Source organism: Methylicorpusculum oleiharenae (assembly GCF_009828925.2).
Classification (GTDB): Bacteria; Pseudomonadota; Gammaproteobacteria; order Methylococcales; family Methylomonadaceae; genus Methylicorpusculum; species Methylicorpusculum oleiharenae.
In genome coordinates this window covers 4,407,251-4,426,288 of record NZ_WUTY02000001.1, presented here as the reverse complement: position 1 = coordinate 4,426,288, position 19,038 = coordinate 4,407,251, and the positions used below count along the sequence as shown (strand labels likewise).

General features: G+C 45.6%; 14 protein-coding genes and 2 tRNA genes. All 16 read left to right on the top strand.

Annotated features, from left to right (window positions below; translation table 11 throughout):
- Nucleotides 1–7 precede the first annotated feature (7 nt).
- Nucleotides 8–970 carry a PQQ-dependent catabolism-associated beta-propeller protein gene (locus tag GO003_RS19725; RefSeq protein ID WP_159658831.1) on the top strand — a complete coding sequence of 321 codons (963 nt, stop codon included), beginning with the start codon at nt 8–10 and terminating at the stop codon, nt 968–970.
- Nucleotides 967–1,704, top strand: a complete 738-nt coding sequence (locus GO003_RS19720; protein ID WP_159658832.1) for an ABC transporter ATP-binding protein — start codon at nt 967–969, stop codon at nt 1,702–1,704. The genes GO003_RS19725 and GO003_RS19720 overlap by 4 nt, the downstream gene beginning before the upstream one ends.
- A complete protein-coding gene (locus tag GO003_RS19715) occupies nt 1,701–2,504 on the top strand; it encodes an ABC transporter permease (protein ID WP_159658833.1) in 804 nt (267 codons plus the stop codon). Before GO003_RS19720 ends, GO003_RS19715 begins: the two co-directional genes overlap by 4 nt.
- Complete coding sequence (gene rfbB / locus GO003_RS19710) at nt 2,504–3,580, top strand: dTDP-glucose 4,6-dehydratase (protein WP_159658834.1); 1,077 nt, start codon at nt 2,504–2,506, stop codon at nt 3,578–3,580. Before GO003_RS19715 ends, rfbB begins: the two co-directional genes overlap by 1 nt.
- A 344-nt stretch (nt 3,581–3,924) precedes the next feature.
- Complete coding sequence (locus tag GO003_RS19705) at nt 3,925–5,493, top strand: hypothetical protein (RefSeq protein ID WP_159658835.1); 1,569 nt, start codon at nt 3,925–3,927, stop codon at nt 5,491–5,493.
- Between the two features lie 252 nt (nt 5,494–5,745).
- Entirely contained in the window at nt 5,746–6,246 is a 501-nt protein-coding gene (locus GO003_RS19700; protein WP_159658836.1) for a hypothetical protein, read from the top strand.
- Between the two features lie 63 nt (nt 6,247–6,309).
- A tRNA-Gly gene (locus GO003_RS19695) sits at nt 6,310–6,384 on the top strand.
- Between the two features lie 50 nt (nt 6,385–6,434).
- A tRNA-Cys gene (locus GO003_RS19690) sits at nt 6,435–6,508 on the top strand.
- A gap of 346 nt (nt 6,509–6,854) precedes the next feature.
- Nucleotides 6,855–8,516, top strand: coding sequence for a cytochrome P450 (locus GO003_RS19685; RefSeq protein ID WP_159658837.1), 1,662 nt, complete (start codon nt 6,855–6,857; stop codon nt 8,514–8,516).
- Nucleotides 8,513–9,115, top strand: a complete 603-nt coding sequence (locus GO003_RS19680) for a nuclear transport factor 2 family protein (protein ID WP_159658838.1) — start codon at nt 8,513–8,515, stop codon at nt 9,113–9,115. The genes GO003_RS19685 and GO003_RS19680 overlap by 4 nt, the downstream gene beginning before the upstream one ends.
- 245 nt (nt 9,116–9,360) lie before the next feature.
- Entirely contained in the window at nt 9,361–11,592 is a 2,232-nt protein-coding gene (locus tag GO003_RS19675; RefSeq protein ID WP_159658839.1) for a terpene cyclase/mutase family protein, read from the top strand.
- Nucleotides 11,593–11,649: 57 nt separating this feature from the next.
- Nucleotides 11,650–13,044, top strand: a complete 1,395-nt coding sequence (locus tag GO003_RS19670; protein WP_159658840.1) for an FAD-dependent monooxygenase — start codon at nt 11,650–11,652, stop codon at nt 13,042–13,044.
- A gap of 257 nt (nt 13,045–13,301) precedes the next feature.
- Nucleotides 13,302–14,318, top strand: coding sequence for an NAD-dependent epimerase/dehydratase family protein (locus GO003_RS19665; protein WP_159658841.1), 1,017 nt, complete (start codon nt 13,302–13,304; stop codon nt 14,316–14,318).
- A gap of 37 nt (nt 14,319–14,355) precedes the next feature.
- A complete protein-coding gene (locus GO003_RS19660) occupies nt 14,356–15,462 on the top strand; it encodes a Rieske 2Fe-2S domain-containing protein (protein WP_159658842.1) in 1,107 nt (368 codons plus the stop codon).
- 19 nt (nt 15,463–15,481) lie between these two features.
- Nucleotides 15,482–18,196 (top strand): sterol transporter cytoplasmic membrane protein BstA, encoded by a 2,715-nt coding sequence (gene bstA / locus GO003_RS19655; RefSeq protein WP_159658843.1) that lies wholly within the window; start codon nt 15,482–15,484, stop codon nt 18,194–18,196.
- The gene (bstB, locus tag GO003_RS19650; RefSeq protein WP_159658844.1) at nt 18,196–19,038 is read left to right on the top strand and encodes a sterol transporter periplasmic substrate-binding protein BstB; all 843 of its coding nucleotides are present in this window, start codon (nt 18,196–18,198) and stop codon (nt 19,036–19,038) included. The genes bstA and bstB overlap by 1 nt, the downstream gene beginning before the upstream one ends.

Genomic DNA, 19,038 nt, shown 5'->3' with positions numbered 1-19,038 from the left:
TACATTAATGAAAGCTTGGATGATAAGCGCGGGTTTTCTTATCGCGTTAAGTGCGGCCGCTCATGCCGAGACGGTGTATGTCACTCTGGAAAAAGATAATGCAATTGCTGTCGTCGATCCCATTGCAGGGAGTCTCCTTAAAACCGTTTCAGTTGGGCAGCGGCCCAGAGGCATTGCCATTAGCAATGATTATAAATATCTGTTTGTAGCAACCAGTGACGACAATACTATTAAAGTGATTGACTCAGAATCATTGCTTGAGATTGGCAGGCTCCCTTCCGGTGAAGATCCGGAAACTTTTGCATTAACGCCCGATGGTAAACGCCTTTTTGCTTCAAATGAGGACGACAATACCGTCACTGTGATCGATATTGCGACAAAACAAGCAGTTCAACAAATACCGGTTGGTGTGGAACCTGAAGGAGTTGCTGCAAGCCCAGATGGCCAATGGGTTGTCAGTGCGACTGAGGCAACGAACATGCTGCATTGGATAGACGCAAAAACACTGACAATCAGTGATAATACGCTGGTCGATCCTCGGCCCAGAGCCTTGAGTTTTACATCAGACAGTCAGTTTTTATGGGTGACATCGGAAATGGCGGGAACAGTCACTGTGCTTGATGCCAAAACTCGGCAAATAGTAAAAAAAATTAAACTATCCGTTCAAGGCGTTACGGACGACACTATTCAGCCTGTTGGTGTTGTTATCGATAAAGATCAGCACTGGGCTTATGTTGCTATGGGACCGGCCAACCGGGTTGCAGTGATCAACGCTAAAACCTTTGAAGTTGAAAAATACTTGCTGGTGGGACAACGCGTATGGAATCTGGCGTTTTCACCGGATCAAAAAAGACTTTATACAACGAATGGCCTCAGCAATGATGTTTCCATCATTGATCTGGACAATCATAAAGTGACTAAATCTATCGGTGTAGGGCGCTACCCTTGGGGCGTGGTGTCAAAGCCATGAGTTCAGCCGCCTTAACGATTCAGAATTTAAGTTTCGCCTACGGAAATAAACTCGCGTTGGATCAAGTCAACATCACGGTGAATTCTGGCGAATGTACTTTGCTGCTGGGTCCCAACGGCGCAGGGAAAAGCACGCTTTTTTCATTGATTACTCGCCTTTACGACAGTCATCACGGGCGTATTTCGCTTGCCGGTTTTGATATTAAAAAGCAGAGTACTCAGGCTTTAGCCCGGTTGGGTGTCGTCTTTCAGCAGGCGACGCTGGATATGGATTTGTCGGTTATCCAGAACCTGCGCTATCACTGCGCATTACACGGTTTAAGCCGGAAAACTGCGGCATCACGGATTCAAGAGGAACTGGAACGCTTAAAAATGTTTGAGCGCCGCTTTGAATCAGTTCGGCAATTGAATGGAGGTCACCGGCGGCGAGTTGAAATTGCAAGAGCTTTGCTGCATAAACCCTCTTTGCTGCTCCTGGATGAGCCCACCGTAGGTCTTGACATACCCAGTCGTCAAGCGATTGTCGACTACGTGCATCAGTTAGCGGTTGATGAAAACATCGCGGTTTTATGGGCCAGCCACCTGACGGACGAAATTTATCCTCAGGATCGTTTAGTGATATTGCATAAAGGCGTTATTCGGGCTCAAGGCAGTGTTGAAGAAGTACTTCAAATAACATCGGCAGATACCGTTAACAAGGCTTTTTATGCGCTGACTCAAGGAGAAGCATCATGAGATTACTCCATTTCTGGAGAGCCATGTGGGGCATTATCTGGCGTGAGTTATGGCGTTTCCTCAAGCAGAAAGAACGGTTTGTGTCCGCTTTGGTGCGGCCCTTGATTTGGCTTTTTGTGTTTGCAGCGGGTTTTCGCTCTGCTTTGGGGATCGCGATATCACCCCCTTACGAAACGTATATTTTGTATGAAGTTTATATCACCCCGGGTTTAATCGGTATGATTCAATTATTTAACGGTATGCAGAGTTCTTTATCCATGGTGTATGACCGGGAAATGGGCAGCATGCGTATCCTTATGGTTTCGCCCTTGCCCCGTTGGTTTTTGTTAACCAGCAAATTGATAGCCGGAACCGCGGTTTCGGTCTTACAAGTCTACGTTTTTCTTTTGATAGCCTGGTTTTATGAAATTGAAGCGCCCTTGGAGGGGTATCTTTGGGTGCTGCCTGCTTTATTAATGGCGGGGATGATGCTGGGGGCTTTGGGCTTATTGCTTTCTTCATTTATCAAGCAATTGGAAAACTTTGCAGGGGTAATGAATTTTGTCATTTTCCCCCTCTTTTTTCTATCCACAGCGCTTTATCCCCTTTGGAAGCTCAAGGAATCTAGCGAATTGTTGCATACCTTGGCATACTACAACCCTTTTTCTCAAGCGGTTGAGCTGATCCGTTTTGCATTGTATGGTCAATTCAATCTTGAGGCTTTCATTTACGTATCGGTTGCTTTCGTCATTTTTATGATTGCGGCAATTTTTGGCTATAATCCATCAAAAGGCATGATGACCAGAAAAGGGGGAGCTTAATGCAACAGTACAAAACTATCATCGTTACCGGTGGTGCAGGATTTATAGGAAGTAATTTCGTCCATCAGATGCTGAAGAGGGGTGACACTAAAGTCATTACTCTGGATGCGCTGACTTACGCAGGTAATTTGGAAACCCTTGCAGATGTCGATGATGATATTAACCATCGTTTTGTGCTGGGATCCATCGGCGATAAAAGCCTGGTTGATTATTTACTGTCCAGGTACCAACCGGATGCAATTATCAATTTTGCAGCGGAGAGTCATGTCGATCGATCCATCGATGATCCGGGGTCATTCATACAAACTAATGTTGTGGGTACTTACGGGTTGCTCGAATCGGCGAAAAACTACTGGCAACAGCTGGATGAAAACGCCCGTGATAATTTTCGCTTTTTGCATGTTTCAACCGATGAAGTTTATGGTTCATTGGGCGAGGAGGGCAAGTTTACCGAAGAAACTCCCTATCAACCTAATTCTCCTTATTCTGCATCCAAAGCCGCTTCTGATCATCTGGTAAGAGCTTATTACCATACCTATGGCCTGCCGGTTCTGACAACAAATTGCTCAAATAATTACGGGCCCTATCAATTTCCTGAAAAGCTCATTCCTTTGATGATCTTGAATGCCATGTCGGGAAAAGCCCTGCCTATCTATGGGCAAGGGCTCAACATTAGAGACTGGTTGTATGTTGAAGATCACTGCAAGGCAATTGAAGCTGTGTTATGCAAAGGCCGGGTCGGGCAGGTTTACAATATTGGCGGTAATAATGAGAAAACAAATGTAGAAGTAGTCGATACACTGTGTTCGCTTTTGGACGAGCTCTTACCTCATTCATCATTTAGCCCTCATAAACAATTGGTCAAGTTTGTCGTCGATCGGCCAGGGCATGATCTTCGCTATGCAATAGATGCAGGGAAAATAAAAAATGAGCTGGGTTGGGAGCCGGAAGAGACTTTTGAAACCGGATTAAGAAAAACCGTCCAATGGTATATCGACCATCCGAATTGGTGGACAAATATTTTAGATGGCAGCTATCGTGGCGAGCGTTTGGGTTTACAAGGTAAACAGAACTGATAGGGTTTAAGCTTACTGCAGTTAGAAGGCTTATATAAGTTAGCCCTTCGCTGTTTTGGTCACCAGGGCAGACGAAGGGGGTTTATTCAGCGTAGGTGGGGCTGCATGCTTTTCGCAACCCAACAATTTAGACCATGGCCTTAATTGTTGGGTTAGCTATGGTTTGCCGCAACCTACAAAGAGCATCACCTTGGTTTTGTTGCTCCGCTGAATAGTTACAAAATTTTAATCGAAACAGCTGAATATTAGTTATATTGATCCAAACCCCTCAAGTTTTCTTACCTTTAGCCCTAAAATGGGCGTTTCTATAGATTGCCAATCATGTTCATTAACCTGAGGGCTGAGTGAAGAATTCTTTTTATCTGGTTATCCCAGTCCAAAAGGACCTGCCGGACCGGCTTCGATTATTTGAGCCAAAATCCCTACAGCATTGGTTAAGTGAACTTCCAGTTACTAACCCTGGTTTATCGACGCGCCTTTTTTTTGATTTATTGAAAGAATTGAATGGTCTCACAATGGCTACCCAGTTCCGTCTGGATGCTCTTGAAATAGTGAGGCTGAGTTATTTAGGCATTGAAGAGTTTTTGAGATCCAAGCTAATAACACAAGGTTTTCCACAAAATGAAGAAGCATTAAAAATTTTTAATCTTCTGATAACGCTCCAAAAAGAATTCACCATTGGGTATTGGATTACCTTAAAAGAACAGACCAAGAGAGATGTCAGCTGGTTTCAGGGCAAACACGTCGTTTTATCTTTGCAGAGGACGATCAGCGGCCTTTGTCAGATAGTTCTAAGTCATTATTTAATGGTTATGCCTGTCCCTGATTGGGTATGGATAGATATCCACTCAATTTATAAATTAAGTGTAAAAACAAAAAAAGAGACTTCAAAGATTCCCAGATTGCAGCGTGATTTGGGGAAAACGGTTTCTGTAGATGATTGCTACCGGCAAATATTAATGATGAGTCTGGCGCAACCGGCGGGCTTGATGCAAAAAGAAGTTCTGCCTGTTTTTGATTTTATAGAACTATTGACGCCGTATTTGACCGTTGATACAAAACTTGCAGGTGATCAAGCAAAAAAACAATGTATTGTGCTGACCGATGAAGATCTGGGGCCTCAATTTAGCTCAGAGCCTAAATATCGAACGGACGCTTCTTGTCTGTACCTGGGTTTTGAAAAAATAAACAAGATCCTTTTCCAGAAAGATAAATTGGTCAATAAAGATCAGGCTCGATTCAGCGCTGTTACGGCGGAAAAAGCGCCAAAAAACAAACTGCCTATCGAGTTGCTGGATTATCTAAGCTTAAGATGGCAGGGCATCGAGCTAAAAGGTTATGCCCTGTTTTCGGATCGCTTGGATCGTTGCATTTGCATTGGTCTCGATAATACACATGATTTATTATCCGAACCGAGTGATGCCAACATTCAAAGCCTGGAGTATCGTGTACAGTCAACATCAGAAAGATCATTAGCCTGTGATTTTCAGGGTACAGAGCTAATTTCTATTGGTAGTCTGGTCAGTCTCAGAAAGCCTGATGCCCCGGCAAATAAGCGTTCATTAGGGGTTGTTAATAAAATCTCAATTACAAAATCAACGTCAAAAGTGAGTTTCGAAATTGAGTTGCTGGCAATTCAGGTGTATGCCATGTTTTATCAGCCGCTTGATCATCAGACGCCCCCTGTAAGAGCTTTAATTTACGGGGTAAAAGATAATGGACCTGAAAAAAGTTACATCATTATTGAATCTTATAATTTAAAAGATGGCGATATAGTAAGAATGTTCATGAATAAAAATACTTTTCCAATTATTTTGAGAGGCCGGAAGAATATAGGTTTAGGATACTGGCAGTTTGAATGCAGACGTTTGGAAGAGGGCTCCAGACCACAAAATAAATCAATATCAAATTGATTTTTTCTTCACTTTTTTATTTTCTATCCGCAACTATTGAAAATAGTTCGATCACTTAATACTTGAAAAGTTTTATTAACATGGTAATTTGTTAACCGCTTAACATCGAATACGGAAAATTTTAAATTATTAAAACCCTTATAATAATAAATAAAAGGACTGGATTAGTTATCAAACCTGATTCATAACACCGATAACCAAATTAATTCAGGCCTTAACCACTACGATAATAATTTTAGAGTGAGAGAAACTATGAGTAATGAAGAAAATACACCTCAAGAAGATAAAGCGTCTGAAGCAGTAGAAAAGTCCCAGGCTGCTTTAGGCAAATTCACGGATACTTTGCTTAAACTGAAAGAAGACCAGCCAAAAATATTTTATGGTGGTTTAAGCGTTATCGGTTTATTAATTGTAATTTCTTTATTTAGTGGGGGGTCAAGCTCCACGGTAAGCGGTCCGGTAATAAAGGATCTACAAATTGGTCAAAAATATGTATTGAAAGGCCCCAATGCAACCGATCCTAATGCATCAATAAGACTTGTGGCCGTTCCTGGAACTATTGCAGCTTATGATGATACTGAAGAAGATGACCGTAGCGGCGGATGTAAGCATATGCCCCAAGGAACACCTGTTTCTGTAGAAGGGTTTCAGGATGCTTATGGAAAGAAAAATGCATTTGTTAATGTCAAAATTCTGTCAGAAGGTGAGTGCAGTGGACAGACTGCATGGACGTTAGCAATTAATGTTCAGTAAAAAATTAAAATAAAGCTTGACTGATGTTTTATTTGCTTTATAATGCTCGTCATTGAAGGTGTTGCGGGAATAGCTCAGTGGTAGAGCACAACCTTGCCAAGGTTGGGGTCGCGGGTTCAAGTCCCGTTTCCCGCTCCAATTAAAGTTTTCAAAAAGCCGCGTATTCGCGGCTTTTTTGTTTTTAGTATGGCTGCGTAGCAAAATGGTTATGCAGTGGCCTGCAAAGCCATCTACGCCGGTTCGATTCCGGCCGCAGCCTCCACTTATTGATATAAAAAAGCCGCTTTTATAAGCGGTTTTTTTATGCGCGATAATAAAGTCTAAAAAGCGATCCTGAGAAATTATTACTCAGTCTAAGCTGAGCCTTTTTCTAAATTCCATAGCATGACTCTGTCCAAAATTCAGCGAACCGCCTGCAAAGCACTAGTTACATCGCTATTGCAGGGCAGGGGCGTAAGCCGTTTCGAGAAAGTTTGTACATTAGGTAGGCACCGCGTAAAATCAGCGTTTAATTTCCTTTTGTCTATGGCTGTATTCAAAGGCTAATGCTCTTGAAGTAACCGACAACATCAGCGTTCCTAAAGGGATAAACACATCAAGATCGAGTTATGACTACAACGAATACCGAAAAACCAGATTCGACAGGCAAAGTGCCGCCTAAAATGCCTCGCTCTTTGCCTCTGTTAGGTAACATGCTCGAATTCGGAAAAAATCCTTTCAGCTATATGATGGAGCTTAGAAAAACACTGGGGGAAATCGGTGAATTTCGTATGTTTCATCAAAAAATGGTTCTGATGACCGGCCCTGAAGCGAATGAGGCGTTTTTTCGCGCGCCTGATGCGCAGCTCGATCAAAGCCAGGCCTATAAAATCATGACGCCTATTTTTGGCAAGGGTGTAGTTTTTGACGCGCCTCCGCATAAAAAAGATCAGCAGCTTAAAATGCTTATGCCGGTATTGCGTGACAAACCGATGCGCGGCTATGCTCAGGTGATCGTCCAGGAAGTGGAGCAAATGATTGCCGGCTGGGGCGATGCCGGCGAAATTGATTTGCTTGAGTTCATGAAAGAACTCACCATTTACACCTCCAGCCACTGTCTGCTGGGTGATGAATTTCGTTATGAGCTCAATGAAGAATTTGCCAAGATTTATCATGATCTTGAAAAAGGCGTTAATCCTCTGGCCTTTGTTTTTCCCTATTTGCCTTTACCCGTGTTTCGCCGACGAGATAGAGCACGCGCCAGATTGCAAGAATTAGTTACCGGCATTATTGCCAAAAGAGCGCAGAAAGCTGAAAAAAGCGAAGATGCGTTTCAATTGCTCATTGATGCCAAATACGACGACGGCAGCGGCTTATCGGCTCATGAAATAACAGGCATGTTGATCGGCACTATCTTCGCCGGGCATCACACTACAGCAGGCACTGCAGCCTGGACGCTTCTGGAATTGGCGCGCCGGCCTGGCTATATGGTTGAAGTTTTGAATGAACTGGATGCGCATTTTGGCGTAGATGGTGAAGTCACTTTTCAATCTTTACGGGAAATTCCTATACTGGAAAATGTGATTAAAGAGGTGTTGCGCCTACATCCACCCTTGATTTTTTTAATCCGTAAAGTGATGCAGGATTTTCACTTTAAAGATTATACCGTCAAGGCCGGAAAATACGTCTGCGCTTCCCCTCGCGTGTCGCATCGCATCCCGGATGTTTTTCCTGATCCGGAAAAATTTGATCCTGACCGTTATTCGGAAACACGCCAGGAGGACGCAAAGCCCTTCAGCTGGATTGCCTTCGGCGGCGGCAAACACAAATGTTCCGGTAACGCATTTGCAATGTTGCAACTGAAAGCCATTTTTAGCATACTTTTGCGCCGCTACACCTTTGAATTGATTGACGACAAGGATACTTATCAGGATGATTTTACCCAAATGGTCGTGCAGCCAGTTTCTCCCTGCCGTGTTCGCTACATAAAACGAACAGACCTTAAATCTGCTGCTGATCAATCAACGAACGTTGTTGTTCATGAACACACGCAGCCAACAAGTCCGAGCTTTCAAATCAAAATAGATAGGGAGCTCTGCCAGGGACATGCAACCTGCATGACAGAGGCACCGGAACTTTTTCATGTTGACGATGCCGGCACTGTAACCGTTCTGCAAGAAAACCCCATGCTGGATTTGCTGGTAAAAGCCCGGCAAGCCGAAAAATATTGCCCAACCAAGGCAATTAGTGTGGTTTCAACTGAACTCAACCACTATGAAGAAAAAGAATGACCGCATATCCCAGAGAAGAACTTGAAGAAATGGTTGAGCGCTGGTTACAAGCAAATCGTAACGCTGAAAAAGAAGGTAATTGGCCCAAATACTTGGGGGCAATGTATACCGATGATGCAGAATACCGCTGGAATATCGGCCCTAATGAAGAGTTCGTTGCGCGTAGCCGTAAAGAGATAGAAGAATGGGCTTTAGGCGTGCAAATGGAAGGCTTTGAAGAATGGCGTTATCCCTATCACCGCATTTTAATCGACGAAAAGCAGGGCGAAGTCATCGGTTTGTGGCGTCAGGTATCACCGGCTCTTCGAGAAGATGGATCGCATTATGAAGTAGCAGGAATAGGTGGCTCCTGGTTTCGGTATGGGGGCAATTACAAATGGGAATGGCAACGTGATTTTTTTGACTTGGGCAATGTGAAAGCCTTGTTTTTTGAATTAGCTGCAGACGGTAAACTAGATCCCGCCGTGAAAAGAAAAATAGGCAAATTGGCCAAAGGGCAATTACTACCCGGTCATGAGCGTTTGCGGGCACAACCTGGTTTATGGAAAAAACTGAAAGGTCTTATGGCAATGGTCCGTATCGCTCTATTCAATCAATAAATTAACAAAAATTGTAATTGTTCAGTATGAATCCTATTGAATAAGGTGCCGGTAATTGATTTATAAAGCTGTCTGCACAGGACGTTTCAGTCAGAACTTACAGAGACGTTTCACGCGTCCTTAAAAATCAATTCCTGGCGCCAAAACGGCTGCACACACTGAATAGGTAACAAAAAAATAGTTGCCATCCTTTCAAAGTCTGGCATGTTGCACACGTAAAGATAAAAGCCACATCATAAGAATCTATGCTGAATGTAAAACCGAGTTGGAAAAACTGGCAACTGCTCACTGAAAAAGGAAGGCAAATTTGGGCTTTCAAGCCGGACTCAAGCGATATCAATGATCATTTGCGAAATGCCGACACGATTACAGGTGAAGAAATAGCGCAGTTATCTGAAGATTTTAAGTTTGATAAATCCGTCAATCCCAATTCAGGTGATAAGGTTTTTAGAGACACGGTCATTAATTCGAATTTTCATGAATTTAACGGACAAATTCCGCAGTCAGAAAACCCTGAAGTGCAAAACGTGATAGACGCGGTCATCAAGGGGATTAACTATTACTCGTATTTGCAAACTGAAGCTGGCAATTGGCCGGGTGATTATGGAGGCCCTCTATTTCTCTTACCCGGCTTGCTGATTGCGGCCTATATCTCAGAGACGCCTTTTCCCAAAGCGCATCAGGAGATGATGAAGATTTATATATTGAATCATCAAAATAAAGATGCCGGATGGGGTATGCATATTGAAGGTGAATCGACGATGTTCGGCACGGTTATGCAATATGTTTCATTGCGCATTCTAGGCGTCGATAAACAGCATGAGCAATTGGTCAAAGCCAGGACCTGGATAAAAATAAATGGCGGTGCAACCGGCATTCCTTCCTGGGGAAAGTTTTATCTTTCAATAATGAACCTCTATGACTGGCAGGGATTTAACAGCCTGTTTCCGGAAATGTGGTTATTTCCCAAATGGCTGCCGGTTCACCCCTGGCGTTATTGGTGTCATAGCCGTATGGTTTATCTGCCGATGGCTTATTGCTATGCGCAGCGAATCAAGGCGCCGGAAAATGAACTGATTCTGTCATTGAGACAGGAGATTTATAACGAAGATTTCGCCACGATAGATTGGCCTAAACAACGTAATGCCGTTTGTGAAAAAGATTGCTATACCACGCCCTCACCCATATTGAAGTGGATGAACTTTTTCACCAATGCTTATGAAAAAGTCCCCTGCAGCTGGTTAAGAAAAAAGGCCGTAGCGTTTATTTTAAAATATCTCAATGCTGAAGATGAGCAAACTAACTACATCAACATAGGCCCGGTTAATAAAGCCATTAACTCCATTTGTATCTGGCATGCTTACGGAAAAGATTCGGAACAATTTAACAAACACACGGCGCGTTGGTATGATTATTTGTGGGTTGCCGAAGATGGTATGAAAATGAATGGCTACAACGGTTCTCAGCTTTGGGATACCGCTTTTGCTAGCCGCGCGATGCTTGAAAGTGATTGTGGAAAACTATTCCCTGAGACAATTGCAAATAGTTATAAGTTTATCGAGTTTTCACAAATCAAATCCGAACACGTGACGCATGCCGAGTTTTTTCGTCATCCCATGATAGGCAGCTGGCCGTTTTCAACGGCAGAAAATGGCTGGCCGGTTGCCGACTGCACCGCGGAAGGTTTAAGTGCGACGCTGGCTATTCATCATTCAGGTTTGGTTCATCCAGCGATTGATGATATTCGTATCAAAAAGGCCGTCGATGTCATTCTTTCTTATCAAAATACTGATGGCGGATGGGCGACCTATGAGTTGACGCGAGCGCCTAAATGGCTGGAAAAACTCAATCCTTCTGAAGTATTTGCCGACATTATGATTGATTATTCATGGACGGAATGCACTGCGGCCTGCGTTATTTCATTGCTGGAAATTCAGGAGGCTTATCCTGATTATAAAAACAGCGAATTACGAAAAGCGATCAGTTCCGGCATCAATTTTATTATTAAACAACAAAAACCTGATGGATCCTGGTATGGTGGTTGGGCGGTCTGTTTTACTTACGCCACCTGGTTTGGTGTCGAGGCGATCAGTAAGGCAAAAGGCAAAGGTTATTATGACGATGATGTTTTGTTGGCAGGTATCAACAAAGCCTGCACTTTTTTAGTGGGTAAGCAAAAAGCGGACGGCGGTTGGGGAGAGACTTTCGAATCGTGTTCAAAACTGGTTTATACCCAGGCAGTGGCTTCTCAATCCGTTAATACCGCGTGGGCATTATTGACCCTTATGGCGGGTGATTTTAGCGATAAAAGTATTATTGAATCAGGTATTAACGTATTACTGAACAGACAAACCGATATCGGTGATTGGCCTCAGGAAAATATTTCCGGTGTTTTTAATTATAACTGTATGATTACCTACGCAAACTATAGGAATATATTCCCTATCTGGGCATTAAGTCGATACTCTAGCCGTTAGTTTAGGGATGATAAAAAAATCAACGCAGTTTAAAGTATGTGGATCAAGTAGCTCAATATGAAATCAGAGTTTGATATTTGCATTATCGGCGCAGGCATGGCAGGCGCCACCATCAGTGCTTATCTCGCTCCAAAAGGCATCAGGATCGCTTTAATCGATCATTGCTATAAAGAGAAAAAGCGTATAGTCGGTGAATTGCTGCAACCAGGCGCCGTGTTATCGCTTGAGAAAATGGGTCTCAGGCATTGTCTGGATGGTTTTGAAGCACAGCGGGTGAAGGGCTATGCCTTGTTGCAAGGTAATGAAGAAACGACCATTCCTTACCCGCATCAGCATGAAGGCGTAGGTTTGCATAATGGCCGGTTTTTACAGCAAATAAGAGCTTCTGCGTTGCAAAACGAATCTGTCACGCAAATACATGGTAAGGCGCTGCAACTACTGGAAAATGAAAAGAATGAAATTATCGGCGTGAGTTACCGGGAATCGCATACGTCCCAGATAAAATCTATTTATGCCCCTTTAACCATTACCAGCGACGGATTCTTTTCAAATTTCAGAGCTCATCTCAGCAATAACGAAAAAACCGTAACCTCTTATTTCATAGGCTTGATTTTAAAAGACTGTGAAATGCCTTTTCCGCAACATGGCCATGTGTTTTTATCGGGTCCGACGCCTTTTATCTGTTATCCGATTTCCAATAATGAAGTCAGGCTTTTAATCGATTTTCCCGGCGATCAGTTACCCAGAAACTTTTTGCTGAAAGAGCATTTAGAAACCAATGTAACCCCATATATTCCCGCCTGTATGGCTAACAGTTATGCACAAGCTTTGCAGGAAGGCGGATTTAAGGTCATGCCCAATCATTACATGGCTGCAAAACCCAAAATAAGAAAGGGCGCTGTCATGCTGGGAGACGCCTTGAATATGCGTCATCCTTTAACCGGAGGCGGATTGACCGCTGTGTTTTCCGATATTGAAATATTGAGTGCGTATTTACTGGCTATGCCTGATTTTAGTAATAACGATTTGATTCACGAAAAAATCGAAGCCTATTATCAAGACAGAAAAATAGCTAATGCCAATCTTAATATCCTTGCCAACGCGCTGTATGCCGTAATGTCGAATGATTTGCTTAAAATGGCTGTGTTCAAATACCTGCAATGCGGAGGTGCCAACGCACAGGAATCGATAGCTGTTTTAGCCGGTTTAAACAGGAAACATTATTCATTGATTAAACAATTCTGTTTTTTGGCGGTATTCGGTGCCGGTAATTTAATCCGACACAATATTTCGAATATACCTCAGGCGGTAAGACTGCTTCTAGATGCGTTTACCATCATCAAGCCATTGATAAAAAATGAGATACCGTTATTTTCATTTTTGTATCCTTATCAAGCGAAAATAAAATCTTTTGCCTATTTCGGGTATGGTACAAATATTGAGAGGTCTTAAGTCATGAGGTTCTCGAGCTAAGCTGGACTCTGGAAACCATGCCGTGTTTTCAGTTTCAAAACGCTTGTTGCGCGGGAAAAGGTTAGAAAATTTTAGTGAATTCCGAATTTATGATGCTAATTGCCAAGGGCAGAATAATTCTCTCTTTTGCTCCCGTAGTTTTACCAGACCGTTTTTAAACCAATGACTATGACATCCAAATCCCTTGTTCTGTTCTTCCGGCTACACACTGGTTGGCGCTTACTTGATTTAATGCAATGAGCGCAGGTATTTCCCTCGTTACAGGAGCCACCGGTCACTTAGGTGCCAACCTCGTCCGCCGCCTGCTTGAAGAAGGCGAGCAAGTTCGGGTGATGATGCGGGCCGAACGTGATAATGGAGCCTTGGATGGCCTCAATGTTGAGCGTGTGTTCGCAGATCTGCGTGACGGCGAAGCGGTATCGAACGCTTTGCGGGGGTGCGCTCGTGTTTATCATTGTGCGGCTTTGGTTTCGACCATTGAAGGAAATGCAGCCCATAAACGCGAAATTTTCGATACCAACGTCAAAGGAACAATCCATATTCTCCAAGCCGCCGAACGCCACGGTGTCGACAAGGTGGTTGTATCCGGATCGCTCAGTGCAACCGGCTACGAGCCTGATCGTTCAAGTCACGAGGGCATGCCGTTTTATCCTTTCGACCGACATCTGCCTTATGGATTTACCAAGCATCTTACCGAGCATGAGTGCCTAAAGGCTCATGCCAACGGTCTCAATGTGGTTGTCGCGACCTCCTGTGCGATCATCGGCCCTCACGATTATGTACCCTCGCGAATGGGCCGCGTACTCATTGATTATGCTCATGGCTCTTTGCGCGCCTATATTCCGGGGGGGTTCGAGTTCGTATCCAGCCGGGATATCGCAGAAGGCCACCTTTTAGCGATGCGGCATGGGCGTTCCGGGCAGAAATACATATTCAGCACCGGCTATGCCAGCGTCGACGACCTGATGGAGATGTTCAGGAAAGTTACCGGTCGTTCCTTGCCCCGTCTGAAATTATCGCCTTTCCTAATGGCCATGCTGGCCGAAGTGGCCGACAAGACCTGGTATAAGGTATTTCCCAACCTGCCCAGACGCTTTACACCCGGAGCAGTGCGCTTGCTTCAGATGCGGCGGCGCGCTGATCACGACAAGGCGAAACAGGAATTGGGCTATCAGCCCACCCAGCTGTCTCAAGCGGTGCAGGAAGCCTACGATGATTTCGTCCGCAGGGGCTTAATCGTTACTGCCAAGTAAATCGCCCCCCTCTTAACCACCTAACAGAGTTCCGAAGATGAAGAATGCGCAGACGAAATCCCCACCCCCTTCCTTTTCTGAAGCTAAAAATTCGCGGCAAAAAGCCCGCGCGTCGGGAATGGATCCGAATCGCTGGTATGTAGTGGAATACGACAACGCAGTAAAAAAAGGTCAGGTTAAAGAGGTGATTTTTTCGAACACCTCAATTGCCCTTTTTCGCGGTGAAGACGGTAAACTTGCGGCCGTTCGTAACCTCTGCATGCACCGTCAGCTAAAGTTGACACATGGCGCGGTAGACAAGTGCACTTTGCGTTGCGCTTACCACGGTTGGGCCTACAACAGAGACGGCTGGCTGGAGGATTACTCCCATGACAGCTTTGGTAACCCGCTAATCAAGAAACAGTTACGGACTTATCCCGTGCAAGTCCGCTACGGTCTTATCTGGTTGTTCCCCGGCGAAGCTGAACTTGCCATTGACTACAAGATACCGGAAATTCCCGAACTTACCGGCGCTGATACCTGGGCTAATTTTGCTGTGGATTACACTTGGCGCACGCATCATTCAATGGTGATCGATAACATCTGCGATTTTTCTCATGCCTTCCTGCACAGAAAATACAAACCATTTATCGATGCCAAATTGACCCATCATGAAAGCAATGAAGATAGGGTTTATTTGACATACGACGCCTTTATGGCCGGAGGTCGGATTTCCGGGATTTTTGTTGACCGCAAACGGGTTAATACCCGTTCCATCGAGTTATGCTATGAATATCCGTATCAATGGACCAATACCGGGGACAGCATCAAAAATTGGTCGTTCATGTTGCCTATTGATGAACGAACCACGCGTGTATTTTTCCTGTTTTATTTCGATGCGCTCATCATTCCGCTGATTTCGTTAAAAACCCCGAAGTGGCTGACCCAAATGGTACTGAATATCGCCAAACCTTTGGTATTCAAACCCATCCTCAATGAAGACGGTGTTGCCCTGGAAGCCGAACAATTAGGTTACGAATCTTATTGGGATGCTGCTCCCATTGAACTCAATCCAGTAGTACCCCTTTTCCAGAGATTGACCGCACGCAAGTGGGAAAACTATCTGGAGCGTTCTAAACCCCCTCAAGGTGCCGGCACGAATTAAGTTAAACAACCCTCTTTCTATGAATATCAACCAGCGTGCCGCCAAGATAGCGGAATACTTTGCCCGAAATCCCAAGAAGATCCTGGGACTGGCCTTGGTTTTGTCGATTCTGGCAGGTTTGTTAACGTTACAACTTCCGGTTCACACCTCACGACAAGCTTTGCTCCCTCAGAACACAGCAGTTGCCGGGCGCTTTAACGATTTTTTGAAAAACTTTGGTGCAGCTTCGGATCTCATAGTGGTTCTGGAGGGTGCGCCGCGCAACGAATTGGAATCATTTGCCAACGATCTGGCCGCCAGACTCAGACCGGAACCTGAAATAGGCCAAGCGACCTCGCGTCTCGATATTGCATTTTTTCTGGACCATGCTTATTTGCTGATGCCGCCTGAGGGCCTTGACAAGCTTGCTGCGATAGCGAGTCAGCCCTCCTTGATTGAAGGTGGTTTGGAGCAAAACCTGCTCAATGCATTAAGCTGGAGCAAAGGCAGTTCTCCGCTGGGCGGGACTGACATTGATTTGACTACGGCCGAAACAAGCCTGAATATGGCGGCTTTTTTCCTGGAAGAATGGCAGCGCTGGCTGTCCTCTGAAACTGTTCCTGCCGGTGTGGACTGGAACAACTTGCTCGTTAAAAACGGGGCAGGCGGCATGAATGACGGTTACTTTACCTCGCGTGACGGGCGTATGTTGTTTTTGTTCGTTCACCCGAAAAATCCTTCGGGAGACTTCGAGAATCTTGGACCCTTCGTAGACAAGGTCAAACAGGTATCGGCCGAGTTGGCTGCGCAAGCCAAAGCTGCCGGCCGAACACCGCCCACTTTGGGGCTGAGCGGCTTGCCTGCCATAGAGTACGAGGAATATGTCAACCTTCGCAAGGACATGATGCTGGTGACGTTGACTTCCGCTTTTCTAGTCGCTACGTTGATTCTGTTGGTGGTGCGAAGCTTGCGCTGGGCCGCGCTGATTTTTGTTCCTATGGGGCTGGGCGTGCTCTGGAGTTTGGGATTGGCCTTTATTACGGTGGGTCATCTCAATATGATCACCGCAGCCTTTATCGCCATTTTGTTCGGTCTTGGCGCAGACTACGGCATTTTTACCTCCTCTCGCATTGCCGAGGAGCGTCGTGCAGGCAAACCGTTAATTCAAGCGATAAGCGATGGCGTCGGCTCATCCTTTATCGCAGTGCTTACCGCGGGTGGTGCTTCATTATTGATCTTCAGTGTTCTGGCTACGGTTGATTTTCCAGGTTTTGCCGAGCTGGGCGTGATAGCGGCCATGGGTGTGCTGATGATTCTGATCAGTACCTGGATGGTTCAGCCGGCGCTCTACGTTTTACTTCCGCCCAAACTCAGCTCCACCCCCGCGCTAGTTAAGCCTTCAATTTCAGCCGGAACCCGCAAATCAAGCGCTGCATTGCCAATGCCTGTCGCGCTGATCCTCGTCATAATTGCCCTAAGCGGCGCTGTCTTTGGCGGATTCAAGGGCTCGGCTATTCAATTTGACTACGATGTGTTGGCCATGTTGCCCAAAGATTCCACGGCGGCTTATTACCAGCAGCGTATGGTAGCGGAAAGCGATTACCAGGCGGAAGTCATTATTTTTACAGCCAAGGACTTGGCGGAAGCCCGGCGCATCACCAGCGAGGCAGGCAATCTCAAGACAATTGCCCAAGTGCAGTCGCTGACCAATCTGTTTCCTCCCGATGCGGACCAACGCCTTCAAAAAGCGGTGAGTATCGGTGACGCATTTTCCCGGACAGACGCGGCCAAACAGATCGCCGGACTGACTGAATCGGGTTTGTCTGCAAAATCCTTCGAGTTATTGCAGGAATTGCTGCATAACAGCGCAGGTGTCATAGACGAAGCTCAGGAGCAGGCCTTTTCCGCAGGACATTCCAAACTGGTCGAGAGTCTGGAGGTATTGCGAGTGCAGCTTTCGGCCATTTCAGAAAAGCTCGCTACAGAGGGTGAACAGGGTCGGGTGCGTAGCGAGAGTTTTTTACGGGCTTTATTGTCCGGAGCGGATACCGGACTCAAAATGATCGCGTCATGGAGGCAGATTCAACCGCTGACGCCGGATCAGTTACCACCTGCACTGCGCGACCGTTTCTTCGCTGCTGACGGCAGTATCGCAATCTATGCTTTCCCTGCAAAAACCGTGTACGACCCCGTCAATCTGGACGCGCTGATCAACGATGTTTATAGCGTCTCGCCCGATGCGACCGGCTTTCCGACGACACATCAAGAGTTTGCCAAGGCCGTGGTTGAAAGTTTCACACACGGCACGCAGTTGGCTCTAGGCTTATGTTTACTTTGGGTCATGGCGGCGACACGCAGCGTGCGCGGCTTCGCGTTGGCGGCGCTGCCCTTGTTAATTGGTGGGGGCTGGATGCTCGGAATAATGGCGCTGGCAGGCATGAGCTACAATTACGCCAATATCGTTGCCTTGCCCTTGGTCATCGCGTTGGCAGTTGATTACGGCGTTTGGTTCAGCTACCGCTGGAATGAATTAAAGAGCCATACGCCTTTGCAAGTCAGCCTGAACGTTGGTAAGACCATCGGATTGGCCGCCGGAACGTCTTTGGCAGGTCTGGGTGCTATCACCTTGGCCAGTTACCGGGGCGTATCCTCTTTGGGTATCAGTATCACCATAGGATTGGTGTGCTGCCTCACCGCAACTCTCGTCGTGGCTCCTGCCATTGGACAGTTACTTGATTTCAAGAGAAAACCCTAATGCAAAAAATCTGTCTCTTTATTCTTGCCGGCCTGGCTGCGGCTTCCTTTATTACCAATGCCGCGCCTAATTCAGAAATGATCGTGGTGTGCTATCCCGGCGGATCCGTCAATGCAAAAGACGCCAACGGAGCAATGACTTCGATGTTGCGCGTGGTTGAACGTGTCGGTCAATGGCAGGAGAACAGCTTTAACAGTGTGTTTACGGCTAAATCGGACGAATGCAGAAAACAGATGGCCGACAATAAACCCAAGTTCGCCATCACCTCGTTGGGGCTTTTTCTGGATTTGCGCAATCAACATAACCTAGTACCTGTAGTTCAACCCAAAATTAAAGGGCTTACCCATGAACGTTACCGGGTCATGGTTCAGAAAGGCAAGTACAAGAACCTGGATGAGCTTAAAGGTAAAACGCTAGGCGGAACAGCCCTGGAAGAATCCTCTTTCATCGGCAAAATCGTTTTTGCCGGAAAATACGACCCCGACACTTTTTTTGTCTTACAAAAATCAAATCAGGCAATCCGTGCCTTGCGCTCTTTGAATAAAGGAGAACTGGATGCGGTCATCTTGAACGAGCAACAATTTGGCGGCCTCTCTTCGCTCCAAATGGATACGTCTCTTGAAGCTGTCTTTACCTCCGAGGAAATTCCACTGATGGGCGTTGTAGCCAACAGCGCCACAACGACAGAGGACGAGCGCGCCCGTTTTGCTAAGGCATTGGAAGGTATGTGTTCCGACAGTGAAGGCAAAAAGCTGTGCGAGCTATTCGGGGTGGAAGCCTTTGCTACTGTAGACTCTGTAGTGTTTGACCCGATGATCAAGCTGTGGGCAAACGGGCAATAA